Source organism: Anabaena sp. FACHB-1391 (genome assembly GCF_014696755.1).
Classification (GTDB): domain Bacteria; phylum Cyanobacteriota; class Cyanobacteriia; order Cyanobacteriales; family Nostocaceae; genus Dolichospermum; species Dolichospermum planctonicum.
This window is the reverse complement of the sequence record NZ_JACJQS010000014.1, coordinates 93,131-107,815: the sequence shown is the minus strand read 5'-3', so window position 1 is coordinate 107,815 and position 14,685 is coordinate 93,131. Positions and strand designations below refer to the sequence as shown.

The following is a 14,685-nucleotide window of genomic DNA, read 5'->3' as shown; positions in this document are numbered from 1 at the left end:
TTTTAATGATATGTATTCTCATTAAGCTTATTTCTCTTTAATTGATCGTTAGTTATTATGTACTACTATCTCTGCTTTTTTGATCTGTGACAGTTCAGGGTGCGGAATGTGGGTTGTAAGATCATTCTTGGGAAATAGCAATCATCTTTGGATGTGGGACTACAAATCTCTAAAACATGAATTATCAAAAGCTGGCTTTATACAAATTCGTAAGGCTAGCTTTAATGATTCAAGAGATCCTGCATTTGCTGATGTGGAACATCAAAGTAGGTTTATTGATGCTGTTGCTATTGAATGTATGAAACCAAACGATTAATAATTCACAAATTTAAAAGCTATACCAGAAAATTCAGATCCCCGACTTCTACAAGAAGTCAGGTATCTTGCTAATTAGCTATTCCGCGTCCTCTAGTTCTCCATTATCACCAGTGTCGGGGGGAACAATCGCAACTCCGGTAATGGCATCATCTTCATCTAAACGTTGCACTTTAACTCCAGTGGCTGACCTTGACTGAATAGAAATTGCATTGACGGCTTGACGAATAATAATACCACGATTGGTGGCCATCATGATTTCGTCGTCGCTGTTGACAATTCTTAAAGTGGCTAGTTTGTCTTTGGTTTTCCGGGTCTTGAATTTGGTGGCCATTAAACCTTGACCAGCCCGGTTTTGCAGTCGGAATTGAGAAACAGGAACACGCTTACCATAACCGCCTACGGTAATGACTAGTACCCATGGTCCGGTACTATTGCTGTTACTGGTTTCTGCGGTTTCTTCGGTATTTTCAATTTCAGCAATTTCTAAGGTTTCTTCTATTTCTGCTGTTTCTTCTATTTCCACTTCTGTGCTAGTATCTAAGGTGTCGAGAATGGCCGCAGGTAGGATATCCATACCTATGAGTTCGTCTTTATCCTTGAGTTTCATGGATTTTACACCACGGGTGGCTCTTCCCAGGGGACGCAGTTGGTCATGAGTACAGCGGAAGTGAATGGCCATACCTTGACGTGAACCGATAATTATACTGTCTTCTACTCTGGCTCTTCTCACCCAGCGTAGTTGGTCACCTTCTTCTAAGGATATGGCAATTAGTCCGTTGGCGCGAATATGGCTAAATGCTTCTAAGACGGTTTTTTTGATGTTACCGCCTTTGGTGAGCATCACAAGATATTCTTCGCTACTAAATTCGTCTACTGGGACAATAGAAGTAATTTTCTCTTCCTTGGGAATGGGTAACATTTGGACTATGGGTGTCCCCCGACTGGTGCGCGAACCTACGGGTATTTGATAGGCTTTGAGTGAGTAGACAACTCCGCGATCGCTAAAGAATAAAATGCTATCATGATCACAGCAAGTTAAGAAATGCTCAATGGTATCATCATCTTTAACTTTAGCACCAGCTTTACCCCTAGTAGCGCGGTTTTGAGATTCAAAGGTGTTGACGGGCATCCGTTTGATGTAACCTTGTTCTGTAACCAGAATCACTGCTTTTTCGTTAGCAATTAAGTCAATGTCATCTATATCTCCTTCTCCATGGGTGATAACCGTGCGGCGGGGTGTAGCAAAGCTGGCTTTAATTTGGCCGATTTCCGTTTCGATGATTTCTAAAACCCGTTCCCGTCTGGCTAAAATATCCTGTAAGTCGGTGATTTTAACTTGTAATTCTTCGTGTTCCAGGCGAATTTTATCCGCTTCTAAAGCCGTTAACCGTCGCAACTGCATTTGTAAAATTGCGTCTGCTTGCACTTCGGAAAGTCCGTAATTGGTAATTAACTCTCCTTTGGCTGTGGGTGCGTCCGGTGCATGACGAATTAAAACAATAATTGCATCTAATTGTGACAGAGCAATTAGTAATCCTTGCAATAGGTGATCTCTTTCTTCTGCTTTCCGTAATTCGTAGCGGGTACGGCGTTCTATGGAGAAAATGCGGAAGTCCAGGAAAACGCTGAGGAATCGTTTGAGGCTAAGGGTTTGAGGTTCGCTATTGACTAATGCCAACATATTCGCCCCAAAGTTAGCCTGTAGGGGAGTTTGCTTATAAAGGTTGTTTAAAACGACACGGGGATAGGCATCACGTTTTAATTCGATGACGATTCTCATACCGTCTCGATCGCTTTCATCGCGGATATCTGCAATACCTTCGATTTTCTTATCATTCACCAATTCGGCAATTTTTTCGATTAATGCGGCTTTATTGGTTTGATAAGGTAATTCGGTAATGATAATTGCTTCTCGTTCGGGACGGTTGCGTTGGGCAATGGTTTCAATATTGGCTACACCCCGCATGGTAATTGAACCGCGACCTGTGGTGTAAGCTTCTTTAATACCACTGACTCCCAATATCTGCGCTCCGGTGGGAAAGTCGGGACCGTGAATATACTGCATTAATTGTATGTCAGTAATTTCAGGATTGTGAATTAATGCTACTAATCCATCAATTAATTCTCCTAAATTATGCGGAGGAATATTTGTCGCCATTCCCACTGCAATTCCCGAAGAACCATTTAACAGGAGTTGGGGAATGCGGGAGGGTAAAACCGTTGGTTCTTGTTGAGAACCGTCGAAGTTATCAGCAAAGTCTACTGTTTCTGCTTCAATATCTTGGAGAAGAGCGACACTTGTTAATGCGTGCAATCGGCATTCTGTGTACCGCATAGCCGCCGGTGGATCATTATCTACCGAACCAAAGTTACCATGACCATTGATGAGGGGCGATCGCATAGAAAAATCCTGTGCCATCCGTACTAAAGCATCATAAACCGCAGTATCACCGTGGGGGTGATATTTACCCAATACTTCCCCTACGACACGGGCGCATTTTCTAAAGGGGCGATCATGTAGCAAACCTAGTTCGTGCATAGCATAGAGGATGCGACGATGCACAGGTTTGAGACCATCCCTAGCATCTGGTAACGCCCGACCCACAATGACGCTCATAGCGTATTCTAGATAAGACCGCGACATTTCATTTCGCAAATCTGTCGGGATAATCCTCTCCTGTGAGGTTGTCATAGACTCCAAAACTCCAAAAAATGTAGATTTTAGCTTTCAACTTGACAAAATACAAAATTATGTCAAATAAACTTTGAATAGTTGTCATATTTTGCTATAATTCTAACACATTGTCACCCAATTTGCACAAATACTATCCAATCGGCCAAAATAGTCAATCAGATCCAGAAAATGAAAGTTGATTTTGTGTTTATTAAGTAATATTAGATGATCTAAAATTCAAGAAAATAAAGCCATTAAATAAGCCAGAGAATTAAATAATAGAAATATATAAGAAATTGAGACAATTTTAATTTATAAATTTACGAGAATGAATAAGGAGAAAATAAAAGCCATATTTAGATTAAGTCAGTTAAAACAAACTATACAGCAGTTTCCAGTATTATTAAGTACAGATATTAATGATAAAACTCCTGTGGTGCGGGCATCTTGCCCGCATAAAGTATACCTCACTCAAGCTGAACTTGCTGTAAATGCCTATTTACTAATTATTTGATAATAGTTCTTCCTCGTCATTTACATGATAACAAATTTTAAATCAATTGTCAACCCCTAAATCTTCTTTTTTCCCGCGACTTGGTTGAGAAAATAAGACATTATGTGATTTAGGGTGCGTTACACAAAGCTGAACGCACCATTCCATTAAGAAGGAGGATAACCAGCAGCAATTAAAGCTTCTTTGATAGCAGTTTCCGAAGCTTGAGTATCTACATTGACAAGTTTTGTTTGAGGGTTAGCTTCCACAATAGCATTAACATCAACAATCTTAACGGCATTAGTGATTTTATTAGCACAAACAGAACAAGACATTCCCGGAACAGTAAGTTGAATAGTCATAAACAAAAAAGAGGTGAAAACTAAATTACAAATAAGACAATGTTTGCAAAAACAAAAATATTATATCCTAAATCCTCCAGATTAATTAGTTAACATAGAACATATTTTAGAAGAAACTCAAGAAAATTGTGGTTTGGGTTAAATGAAAACCCAACAAAAGTTTTAACCCTGAATTAATACTTGAAAATCTGGCTCATTTTTGAGATGATCAAAATCAATATCATTTCCAGCGTCTTCCCGATAATTAGGATTAAATTCAATGGCTTTTTGCAGATTTTCTAAAGCTAATTTAACTTGTCTTTGTAGTGCATAACAAGCAGCTTTGTGATAATATACAATATGATAATCAGGTTTAATTTCTAGTGCTTTATCAAAACTGCTAATTGCTTGATCATCTTCTCCCAACCTAACTAAAGTATAACCGCGTTTATGCCAAATTTTAGGAGAATTAGGTTGAAATTCTAAAGCTTTATCAAAAGAAGCAATTGCGTCTTCATAGCGTTCTAACTCTACCAAAGATAAACCACGATTTACCCAAGCAACTCCATCATCAGGTTTAATTTGAATAGCTTTATCAAAACAGTTAAAAGCTTCTTGATGTTTTCCTAATTTTCCACAAGATACACCAATATCACACCAAGCTTGATGATATTCGGGATTAATTTTAATAGCTTGATTATAGGACATTATAGCATCTTTATAGCGGTTTAATCTATTGAAGATTAGACCACGTTTGAGCCAATTTTCTGGATTTTCAGGTTGAATTTTAATGATTTGTTCATAAATAGCTAAAGCATCTTGATGACGTTTTTCTAAAAATAGCATTTCTGCTTCTTTTAGATAATCATTAAGAGAAGTTTGTGGTTGTAATGGTTCTGGTGCTTTTTCTATGAATGGGGGAGGTGTAATTTCCGCTAGTTCTTTGAGAATTATATCTTTCCGTTGTTGAGCATCAATTTCTAATTTCTGCAAATTTTCTAAAGTAATAATTTGCTGTTTTTGGACATCATTTTGTAAATCTGAAAACTGAGATGTAAATACTTCTTCAGATTGTTCTAAGTTGTCTATAATTTGCTGCTGTCGTTGAATAGCTGTATTTTCTAATTCTGTAATTTGCTGAGAAAATTCAATTTCTAAATTTTGCAGATTTTCCAGAATAGTAGTTTGCTGTTTTTGGACATCATTTTGTAAATCTGAAAACTGAGATGTAAATACTTCTTCAGATTGTTCTAAGTTGTCTATAATTTGCTGCTGTCGTTGAATAGCTGTATTTTGTAATTCTGTAATTTGCTGAGAAAATTCAATTTCTAAATTTTGCAGATTTTCCAGAATAGTAGTTTGCTGTTTTTGGACATGATTTTGTATGTCTGAAAACTGAGATGTAAATTCTCCGCAGGATTTTTCTAAATTGTCTATAATTTGCTGCTGTCGTTGAATAGCTGTATTTTGTAATTCTGTAAGTTGCTGAGAAAATTCACTTTGGGATCTAGATAAATCCTGAATAAATTGATATTTTTGGATTTGCGTATCAGTCTTTAATTCACTAACTTCAGATTTAAATAGATTATTGAGATTTTCGATATTCTCTATAACTATATCTTTTTGATTTTTAACATCTAATTGAAATTGAGATAATTCACTGGTAAATTCTACTTGTAATTTGACTAAATTCTCAAAAGTCTGATATTTTTGTTGTTGAGATTCTGACTCTACTAACTGAAATTGAGATATTAAATTACTGCGAGATTTTTCAATGTCAATAATAGCAATATCTTTTTGATTTTCCACTTCTAACTTGAGTTTGATAAATTCAGAAAATAAATCAGTTTCTAACTTTTTGATATTGTCAATTGTAATTTTTTGCTGTTGAGCAGATAAATTTAATCGTTCTAATTGAGTATTCAATGTAAACTCTAAATTACTGATATTTTCTTGAGCAGATTTCACCTCAATTTCCAAAGCTGTTAAAAACTCTTGTTTTGATTTAGGTAAATCAGATAAAAGAATGGATAAATTTTCTTGTTCACCCTGAATCTTTTGTTTAAGATTATCAACTTCCTGCGCTAATTCTTGCGTAGTATTTTGAGATTCTCGAATCAGGTTTTTAGCTTCTGTTTGAACTGTAGTTAATTGAGTTTGCAAATTTTCAATCCCTTGAATTTGTTGCATTCCTCGTTCTACAATTTCCCTAATTATAGCTCGACGAAAAAACCATAATACCGCAATTAAAGCTACAGGAAATAAACTTAAAATAGTTAACCAAATATTGATTAAAGTATTTGTGCGAGTAAAGGCAATTTCTAAATCAGATTTGACTGGTTTTTGCGCTAATTTTTCCTGGTGCTGATTTGATAGTACCTGAGCGGTAGCAGATGGTACAATGCTTTGACTAATAAAAGCCGTTAATAGCACTAAAGGTGAAAGGAAAATGGTACTTTTTAAAGCTAGATTTGAGAATATGGGGTTTTTGTTCTTCATGACAATTTTCCCTAGTCGGTAGTTAGTTTTTACAATGGTGTGCTTATATTCCCTCTATCATAGATGATTAGTGTCAGGTTACTGGATTTTTAGGTTTTTTTGATATTAACAGATTTTGCGATTTTACTGTTAGATGTTGTCATGAAAACAATTAAAAGCTATTAATGTCTTTAAGTCCACGGACTTTAAGTACCATAATCATGTAAAATGAAGTACTAATCTTTTCCCAATGATACCTTATATAATTTGACATAGTAGTGTACAGAGTGCAGAAACCATGAAACAAAGATACAAGAAAGGCTTACAAACATTCATTAGTTTTAGCTTATTTACCACATTCCTCGCTCCTTATGCGGTTACAGCCACTCCTCCACGGACTCCAGATAAAACGGTCAACTGTGAGCTTCTAGTCGTGGGTGGTGGACTCTCAGGAGTAGCAACAACTTATGAAGCCTTACTTGCGGGAAGAACAGTTTGTTTAACAGAAATAACCGACTGGTTGGGGGGACAAATTTCCTCTCAAGGGACATCTGCATTAGACGAAAGACCAACTCAACGATCTAAACAATTCTATTCCCGTGGATATTTGGAATTAAGAAACCGTATTCAACGTAAATATGGTAAACTTAACCCTGGTGAATGTTGGGTAAGTGATTCCTGTTTTCTTCCTAGTGATGCTCATAATATGATCACACAAATGCTCAAAGATGCCGAAAAGAAAGGTAAGGGAAAATTACAATTTTTTCCGAATACAGTAATTAAAGATTTAGAAATTAGTCAAGATGGCAAAATTATTAATAATGCGATCGCAATTCAACATCAACCACTACCAGGTACACCACCTTTAAATACTAATACTTTATCCCAAACCATTGCCGATGCTTATAGTTATGAAAACTCATCTTTGTTGAGTAAAACTATTATTCGTTTTCTTCCTAAACCAACTCCCAATAAGTTTGGCAAATGGTACGTTATAGACACAAGTGAAACCGGGGAAATTATTGCTTTAGCAGATGTTCCCTACCGTTTAGGAATTGATGCACTTTCTCACCTTGAACCTTCATCTTCTAGCACAACTAATGATCCTTATTGTACTCAAGGGTTTACTTATACCTTTGCTATGGAGGCAACAAAATCACCGCAACAAATCACAATGCCGTCATTTTATTCCCAATATGCACCATATTTTAGTTATGAATTAAAACGATTAGCAAACTTTGATTTAGTATTTACCTATCGCCGAATTTGGAGTCCCCAAACAGGACAATTAACTAAATTTAATGGTGTGAAATTTACCGTACCCACACCAGGGGATATTTCCATGCAAAACTGGACTTGGGGAAATGATTACCGTCCAGGAACAGCCGCAGATAATCTGATTTACACTCGTCAACAATTAGAAAATTCTGGACAGTTAAAACCAGGAGGTTGGCAAGGTGGACTACGCACAGAAACCCTCCGCAAAGCTGAAGAAAAGGCTTTTTCTTATTTTTATTGGTTGTATGCAGGAACTACAGATTCTCAATTAGGAGAAGGAGTAAAACAACCGCAAACAAATATTCGTTTTTTAACAGGTTTAGATTCACCTATGGGGACGGTTCATGGTTTATCTAAATACCCCTATATGAGGGAAGGAAGACGTATTATTGGCCGTCCCAGTTGGGGACAACCGGAAGGTTTTGGGATTTGGGAAGTTGATATTTCTCGTCGTAATTATAATGATGAATATTATCAAAAAAATCTCCCAGCAAATATGTATCGTAATTTAAAAGCAACAGTGGCTGGTTTAGAAGTAACATCTGTAATTATGGGTAAAATTTCCCCAGAAAAAGTTGTTCGCAGAAGTCGCTCTACAATTTATCCTGACGCTGTAGGTATTGGTCATTATGCGATAGATTTTCATCCTTGTATGACAAAAACTCCAGCGGAACTACCTGGTAATACGGAACGTGCAGGAGAAAGAAGAGGTGCGGGTCTTGCTTATCCTTTCCAAATTGCACTCCGGGCAATGATTCCCCAAAAAATTGATAATTTATTGGTAGGAGGAAAAAGTATTGCTACTAGTCATATTGCTGCTGCTGCTTATCGAGTTCATTCTTTTGAATGGTCTTCTGGTGCTGCTGCGGGAACTGTGGCTAGTTTTGCTTTAAAACAAGGAATTGACCCCTATGAATTAGTTAATGATTTACCTAGACAAGAACCGCAATTAGAAATTTTAAAACAGATTTTGACGGAAAATGGTAATCCTACGGCTTTTCCTGATACTTCTATTTTTAACGAAAATTGGGATGATTGGCGGTAAATTTAGTCTTTTTGGGGTTTACTGTGTAAACCCCGATGATTATTGTGAGTTGGGATCAGATTTTTTAACTTTAGTTTTGATATTTGCCATCATAACCCCTATTGGTCTACACGATATTTCGCGGCTGATTGGCAAAAATGGAATGTTGATCGGGTATTTATTCAAGCTTATAATGATGCTAATTTTCCAGAGGAATTAAATTATGTGAAAAATTCGGCAGGAATTGCTATTACTGAGAAACAATTCCATCGTTTAAAAGAAATAGTAAATAACCCTGCTATTAAGAGTGTTTTAGTTTTTCCCGCTTCTGGAAAACCAGAAGAAACGGCTTCTACCTTCAACAGCTTAATCATGAAATCAAATGGTTTACCTTAACCAAATATTATTTTGACATATTATCGGCTTGTGCTTGACTACTAACCCAGCCAGCAATAGATTAAACTAGTTATTTGTAATCTTAGTTTGAACAAATTCGTTTTTGGCTCATTTTTCTATGGTGACAAAACTTGTGGATGTGTATACTATGGTCTCAGCACCAACTGTGACACCTGACCGGGTTAATCAAGTGACTCGCAAAACCTATCCTAATTATAAGGTGATTGTCTTGAATGATGATTTTAACACTTTTCAGCACGTCGCTGAATGCTTAATGAAGTATATTCCCGGTATGTCGAGCGATCGCGCGTGGGATCTGACTAATCAGGTCCACTACGAAGGACGAGCAATTGTCTGGACAGGACCCCAAGAACCAGCGGAATTATACCACCAGCAACTACGTCGCGCTGGGTTGACAATGGCTCCCCTGGAACCAGTCTAATATGTCTAAACCCACCGATGGTAGACTTGTTTGGAATCACTCTACCCATATTCCCGGTCTAATTCCCATTTTAGAACGCTTGTGCCAACACAATGGCATTCTCACTGTCACACCTGCGGTAATTGGGAGAGCCAGGGGTCATGCTCCAAAAATGCAGTTGCGTGTGTCTGTACCCATTCGCGGTGGTTATAAAATCATTGCGCGTCAAGGTAAAACAGTACAGGAGGTGTTTATCCTCACAACTTTACTACAGGATGAACTGGAAAGTGCGATAGCCATTGCTATGAAAATTGCGTAAATTATGAATTTACAAACAGCAAGGTTAGAACTAAATTTCAGTTTTAACCTTGACTTTTGATTATTCTTCAATGTTTGATATTTCTATGGAAACCTAGTCTAAAGGATTATGCCTAGTAGTTGTACAAAATAGTTACAAACCGCAATGCTTCCACAACTTTCTTTACATATAATGGATTATTTAAAGTTTTATGACAATATTTAATACAATATTTAATATTTATGCAAGGCATGATACACTTAAAATTAAGTATTACAACTAAAATCGAGTTGCTGTAAAAAATAGAAGAGTAATATTAGTAATATTAGTATTTGAGGTAATAATTAATTATGCAAATCAAAGGAATAGCACTCTCCTTAGTTTTGGGTCTTTCTTTACCCATAGTTGCAGATGTTTGTGTTCCGAGTCAAGCTGTAGCTAATCTTGCTTTTCCAGAGGGAAAATTTTTTGATGTCGAAGGACAACTACAACCACCCAGTTGGAATTTAACACTTTGGAAAGCTCAAGGTAAATATTACTACAAAAACTTAAATCTAAAAACAGGTAAACAAATTTGTTTAATTGGGGCTAAAGCATCTGGTACTCAAGCGCGTCCGGTATTCACATGGATCAATGCTAAATATAAATATCGAGTTTCTTGGCAAATTGTGCAACGGGAATTGATCAGATTAGAGGTAATAGATCCTTCAGGTAAGGTGATTTTAAATCAATTGTTCGTTAGTGAACCTGGGAAATTTGAAAATCCCAATACAACTAAATGTTAGGAAATATTAAAATAGCGATATTACTGAATAAAAAATATGAACTGATCTGATTTATTTACCAATGCAAAACCTACTGAAAATTCGATCTAAAACTGATTCTGTAACTTCTTCACCAGTGATTTCTCCTAATGCTTGAATTGCACCTCTTAAATCAATTGTCCAAAAATCTAAGGGTAATTGTTCAGTGATTGTAAATTGCAGTTGTTCTAAATCGCTTTTCGCTTTTATTAAAGCTGCTGCTTGGCGTTGATTAATTGCTAAATCCATATCAGCGGCTTGAACTTTTCCGGCTTGAACTATTTCTAAAATCGCCATTTCTAACCGATCAATTCCTTGATTTATGGCTGCGGCTGTGACAATTTGGGATTTAGGATTTAGAATTTGGGATTTAAGGTTTTCTTGTTCTGCTAATGAAATCAGGTCAATTTTATTAATTACTAAAATTACATTCTGGTGTTTTACTTGTACATAAATTTCTTGATCTGCTGGTGTCCAACCTGCGGTAGCATCAATAGTCAATAATACCAAATCAGCAGCATTAGCAGCACGATGAGATCGCTCTACACCAATTTTTTCTACTTGATCTGTTGTTTCCCGAATCCCCGCTGTATCTAGCACCTGTACGGGAATTCCTCCTACAATTAATTGAGATTCTACCACATCACGGGTTGTTCCTGGTAAATCTGTGACAATGGCGCGATCGCTCCGACTCCAAGCATTTAATAAACTTGATTTTCCCACATTGGGCCGCCCCACTATCGCCACTTTTAAACCAGTTCGTAATAATTCACCTTTGTCTTTTGTGGTTAATAATTGACTAATTTCCCCGGTCACTTGCTCAATTTCGGTAATAATTCTTTTTTGATCTAAAGGTGGTAAATCTTCCTCAAAATCAATTCTGGCCTCAATTTCTGCCAAAATATCCAAACAATTAGCCCGTAATTTGCGAATAGGTTCGGCTAATTTACCCTGTAACCCAGCCAAAGCCATTTGAGCAGCTTGAGGTGATTTTGCTCCCACCAAATCAGCGATACTTTCCGCTTGGGTTAAATCTAATCTACCATTTAAAAATGCTCTTAAAGTAAATTCTCCCGGTTGGGCTAATCTTGCGCCATTTTCTAAGCATAATTGTAATACTTGTTGTACCGCTATAATTCCTCCATGACAATGAAATTCTACGACATTTTCACGGGTAAAAGAACGGGGGGCTTTCATGATCAATAATAAAGCCTCATCAATAATTTGCTTTGTTTGAGGTTGACGGATATAACCGTAAAGAATCCGGTGACTTTCCCAAATTTGTCGCCCCGGGGCATAAAATAGAGTTTGAGCGATGGCTATGGCATGATCACCAGAAACCCGCACAATACCTACACTACCTTGTTGAGGGACAACAGCAGTAGCGATCGCCGCAATAGTTCCAGTATTAGCCAATAATTCGGACATGAAGGGTTATTCTACTTCAGGGATAGAGGAAAAGCGCAATCTTAAACCTCTACAGTACACTAGTTTAAGAAAGAAATGAGGTAATTACCCATTACCAATAATAGTAAAAATTCTTGAGGAATTAATTATGGAACAAAAAATTAACTGTGCTGAAGCCTGTGTTAACGGGTGTGTTTTAGGTGATAAATGTCCGAATATCGAGTTTAGAGAATCAACTTCAAAATTTATCTCCGAAACTTCCCTAGACAAAATGCTAGAAATAGCTGAAGAAAGATTGCGGAAAAAAATGACAGAACCACCGAAATGGGTGTTTCCAGAAGATCCTTAAATGGTTTTTGGGTTGTAATTTAGGATTATTAATTGTGGGTATTGTTGGGTTGACGCAAGTAAACCCAACTCACTTGCTACTAAATCAACCAAAAATGATTTATTAAGTACAACAGTAAGTGATCTTCAGAAATCTGATTTAATGGGATATTTACAATGGTAATGGAAACAAAATATAGAGATCAATACCAAATTTATTTGACATCAGATCAATCTTTATCTTCTTATATGGTTTCACTTTTGAAATTAGAGAATCATGATCAACTACTTGAACCATCTGCTGGGGAAGGACATCTTTTAGAAGCAGCACTTCAAACTAATAAAAATATATCATCTGTTGCTTATGAATTACATCCTGAATCCGCAAAAAAACTCAGATTAAAGTTTAGCCAATTTAAAAATGTAGAGATAAGAGAGCGTGACACAATTTTTTGCCGAGATTTAGATCTATGTGAATATTTTGGTTATAAATTTACGAAAATTTTAGGTAATCCTCCCTATGGAGGTTGGCAAGAATATGATCGTCGTACAGAATTAAAAAGAAAATATCCGGGATTTTATATTAAAGAGACATATACTGTTTTTTTGCTACGTTGTCTCAAATTACTTGCAGAAAAAGGAAGACTTGTATTTATTATTCCTGACACTTTTTTGTATCTTCACAGTTATATTACTATTAGACGTTATATTCTCGAACAATTTACAATTGAAAGTATAGATGTCTTTCGTTCATCTCTATTTCCTGGTATTTCATTTGGTTATGCTGGTCTTTGTATTATTTCTATCCGTGCTGAGAAACCGAAATACAACCATTCTTTTTCTGTAAGATTTGTTGACTCTTTGGGGGATTTTACAGAATCTCCAAATATGAAATCTAATGGTAATAATATCATTCAGAAAGATATTTTTAATAGTGAATCTCTATCTATTCCTATATCGGCTAATGAATCAGTTTTTCATAAATTATCAAATAATATAACTAAAATGGCTGATATTGCTGACTGTGTAACAGGGTTTTATTCAGGAAATGATAAAATATTCTTGCGTAAAGCATCAACTTCTGTTAAAGGTTCTACCGATTATTTATTGGTTGATCCTAATGCTATTGAATCTACACCTTCCACATTACAAAATCCTTTACAGGGAATAGCAGGAACAAAACATTTTATTCCTATTCTTAAAGGTGGTGGTTTTAATTTCATTAAACCTACTCAATGGTATGTAGATTGGAGTTGGGAAACTGTTGAATATTATAAAAATAATAAAAAATCAAGATTTCAAAATTCTTCCTACTACTTTAAAACAGGAATTGGTTTTCCAATGGTAACATCTAAACGTCCTACAGCAGCATTAATTGAGGAAAGTCTCTTTGACCAATCTATAGTAGGAATTTTTCCTAAATCTTCTGTTGATTTATATTTTCTATTAGCTTATTGTAATTCTCCGGTTTTTTGGTTATGTTTAAAATCTATTAATCCATCTGCTAATAATTCTGCTAAATATATTTTAAAAACTCCTGTAATTTTACCTGATGAAGATACTATGAAAGATATCTCTTGGAAAACTCAAGAATTAGTATTAGAAATAAAGGAAGATAATCAAAAAGCATTATGTGAAATTTTGCAACAAGAAATTATTGATTCTATTATGAAATATGTGAATAAACAGATATCTTATAAACTGGTAGATACATCTGTTATGAATATGCTTTCAACCTGTTGTCAGGTGAATTAGCGATCGCTAACACACCCTACAAAATCAAAATATGATATTAATGCACCAACTCAATAGCCCGCTTAGTCAACGCCTCCGCAGTCAAGCCATTAAAAGCCATCAACTCACCCGCACTAGCTGTAGTTTCCCCACGCTTCCAGGGGAAAGAATCACGCTTACAATTACTGTGTAACATAAGACAATCAATTGTTATTTAAACTCAGATATCGCCGCAAAATATTTTGAGATTGTTCTAATAATTCTGCTTCTAAATAATTCTCAAGTGAGGTGAATTTTTCGTTGGTGTATCTATGATGGTTCTATTGTCTTCTCTTATTTAGATGATAGCTGGTGATGGTTGGGTGAGATGATGGGAACAGATACAGGGTTTGTATAGACTAATCCACCATCATTTGATATAATTAGAATAATCATCACATTATGATAAAAACTATGTCAGAAAGTGGATTAAATCTATTCATTCCGATGGAGTTACTGATTAACTCTTTAAACGCGCTAAGTTTATCAGAAAAACAGCAACTTTGGCGGATTCTTGATGAAGCTATTGCTGATGCTGAAGAGGAAAGTTGGCGAGAAGATAAAGAGACAAAAAAAGAAATTCAATTAGTCCGTGATGAATATGCAAATGGGGAATATATGACTTTTGAACAGTATCTAAATCAGAGAAAATAG

General features: G+C 35.9%; 14 protein-coding genes and 1 pseudogene. 10 read left to right on the top strand and 5 right to left on the bottom strand.

What is annotated here, in order from left to right; genetic code table 11:
• Positions 1–106 precede the first annotated feature (106 nt).
• On the top strand, positions 107–316 hold the full coding sequence (locus H6F62_RS09185) for a hypothetical protein (protein WP_190371849.1): 210 nt from the start codon (positions 107–109) through the stop codon (positions 314–316).
• Between the two features lie 78 nt (positions 317–394).
• On the opposite strand, the gene gyrA is transcribed toward H6F62_RS09185, so the two are convergent.
• Entirely contained in the window at positions 395–3,010 is a 2,616-nt protein-coding gene (gene gyrA, locus H6F62_RS09180; protein ID WP_137907867.1) for a DNA gyrase subunit A, read from the bottom strand.
• A 310-nt stretch (positions 3,011–3,320) separates the two neighbouring features.
• Here gyrA and H6F62_RS09175 point away from each other — a divergent pair, with 310 nt between their 5' ends.
• Positions 3,321–3,506 carry a hypothetical protein gene (locus H6F62_RS09175; protein ID WP_190371848.1) on the top strand — a complete coding sequence of 62 codons (186 nt, stop codon included), beginning with the start codon at positions 3,321–3,323 and terminating at the stop codon, positions 3,504–3,506.
• Positions 3,507–3,652: 146 nt separating this feature from the next.
• On the opposite strand, the gene H6F62_RS09170 is transcribed toward H6F62_RS09175, so the two are convergent.
• Both H6F62_RS09170 and H6F62_RS09165 read right to left on the bottom strand, forming a co-directional pair.
• Positions 3,653–3,847 carry a heavy-metal-associated domain-containing protein gene (locus H6F62_RS09170; RefSeq protein ID WP_028083656.1) on the bottom strand — a complete coding sequence of 65 codons (195 nt, stop codon included), beginning with the start codon at positions 3,845–3,847 and terminating at the stop codon, positions 3,653–3,655.
• A 162-nt stretch (positions 3,848–4,009) separates the two neighbouring features.
• Positions 4,010–6,325 (bottom strand): tetratricopeptide repeat protein, encoded by a 2,316-nt coding sequence (locus H6F62_RS09165; protein ID WP_190371847.1) that lies wholly within the window; start codon positions 6,323–6,325, stop codon positions 4,010–4,012.
• 277 nt (positions 6,326–6,602) lie between these two features.
• Between H6F62_RS09165 and H6F62_RS09160 the strand changes: the two genes are divergently transcribed.
• The 5 genes and pseudogenes from H6F62_RS09160 to H6F62_RS09140 all read left to right on the top strand — a co-directional run bounded on the left by H6F62_RS09160 (position 6,603) and on the right by H6F62_RS09140 (position 10,506).
• Positions 6,603–8,627 (top strand): FAD-dependent oxidoreductase, encoded by a 2,025-nt coding sequence (locus H6F62_RS09160; protein WP_137907869.1) that lies wholly within the window; start codon positions 6,603–6,605, stop codon positions 8,625–8,627.
• 72 nt (positions 8,628–8,699) lie between these two features.
• Positions 8,700–9,002: pseudogene (locus H6F62_RS09155) on the top strand (glycoside hydrolase family 10 protein); the annotation flags it as partial.
• A 118-nt stretch (positions 9,003–9,120) separates the two neighbouring features.
• Entirely contained in the window at positions 9,121–9,444 is a 324-nt protein-coding gene (gene clpS / locus H6F62_RS09150; RefSeq protein ID WP_137907870.1) for an ATP-dependent Clp protease adapter ClpS, read from the top strand.
• Between the two features lies 1 nt (position 9,445).
• A complete protein-coding gene (locus tag H6F62_RS09145; protein ID WP_028083665.1) occupies positions 9,446–9,742 on the top strand; it encodes a DUF2103 domain-containing protein in 297 nt (98 codons plus the stop codon).
• A 329-nt stretch (positions 9,743–10,071) separates the two neighbouring features.
• Complete coding sequence (locus H6F62_RS09140) at positions 10,072–10,506, top strand: hypothetical protein (RefSeq protein WP_137907871.1); 435 nt, start codon at positions 10,072–10,074, stop codon at positions 10,504–10,506.
• Between the two features lie 51 nt (positions 10,507–10,557).
• On the opposite strand, the gene mnmE is transcribed toward H6F62_RS09140, so the two are convergent.
• Entirely contained in the window at positions 10,558–11,952 is a 1,395-nt protein-coding gene (mnmE, locus tag H6F62_RS09135; protein ID WP_190371846.1) for a tRNA uridine-5-carboxymethylaminomethyl(34) synthesis GTPase MnmE, read from the bottom strand.
• A 127-nt stretch (positions 11,953–12,079) separates the two neighbouring features.
• Here mnmE and H6F62_RS09130 point away from each other — a divergent pair, with 127 nt between their 5' ends.
• Together H6F62_RS09130 and H6F62_RS09125 are read left to right on the top strand one after the other, a co-directional pair.
• Entirely contained in the window at positions 12,080–12,280 is a 201-nt protein-coding gene (locus H6F62_RS09130; RefSeq protein WP_137907873.1) for a hypothetical protein, read from the top strand.
• Between the two features lie 155 nt (positions 12,281–12,435).
• Positions 12,436–14,013, top strand: coding sequence for an N-6 DNA methylase (locus tag H6F62_RS09125; RefSeq protein WP_137907874.1), 1,578 nt, complete (start codon positions 12,436–12,438; stop codon positions 14,011–14,013).
• 37 nt (positions 14,014–14,050) lie between these two features.
• Here the strand turns inward: H6F62_RS09125 and H6F62_RS09120 are convergent, their stop codons facing one another.
• Entirely contained in the window at positions 14,051–14,188 is a 138-nt protein-coding gene (locus H6F62_RS09120; protein ID WP_162501189.1) for a hypothetical protein, read from the bottom strand.
• A gap of 257 nt (positions 14,189–14,445) precedes the next feature.
• On the opposite strand from H6F62_RS09120, the gene H6F62_RS09115 reads away from it, so the two are divergent.
• A complete protein-coding gene (locus tag H6F62_RS09115) occupies positions 14,446–14,685 on the top strand; it encodes a hypothetical protein (protein WP_137907875.1) in 240 nt (79 codons plus the stop codon).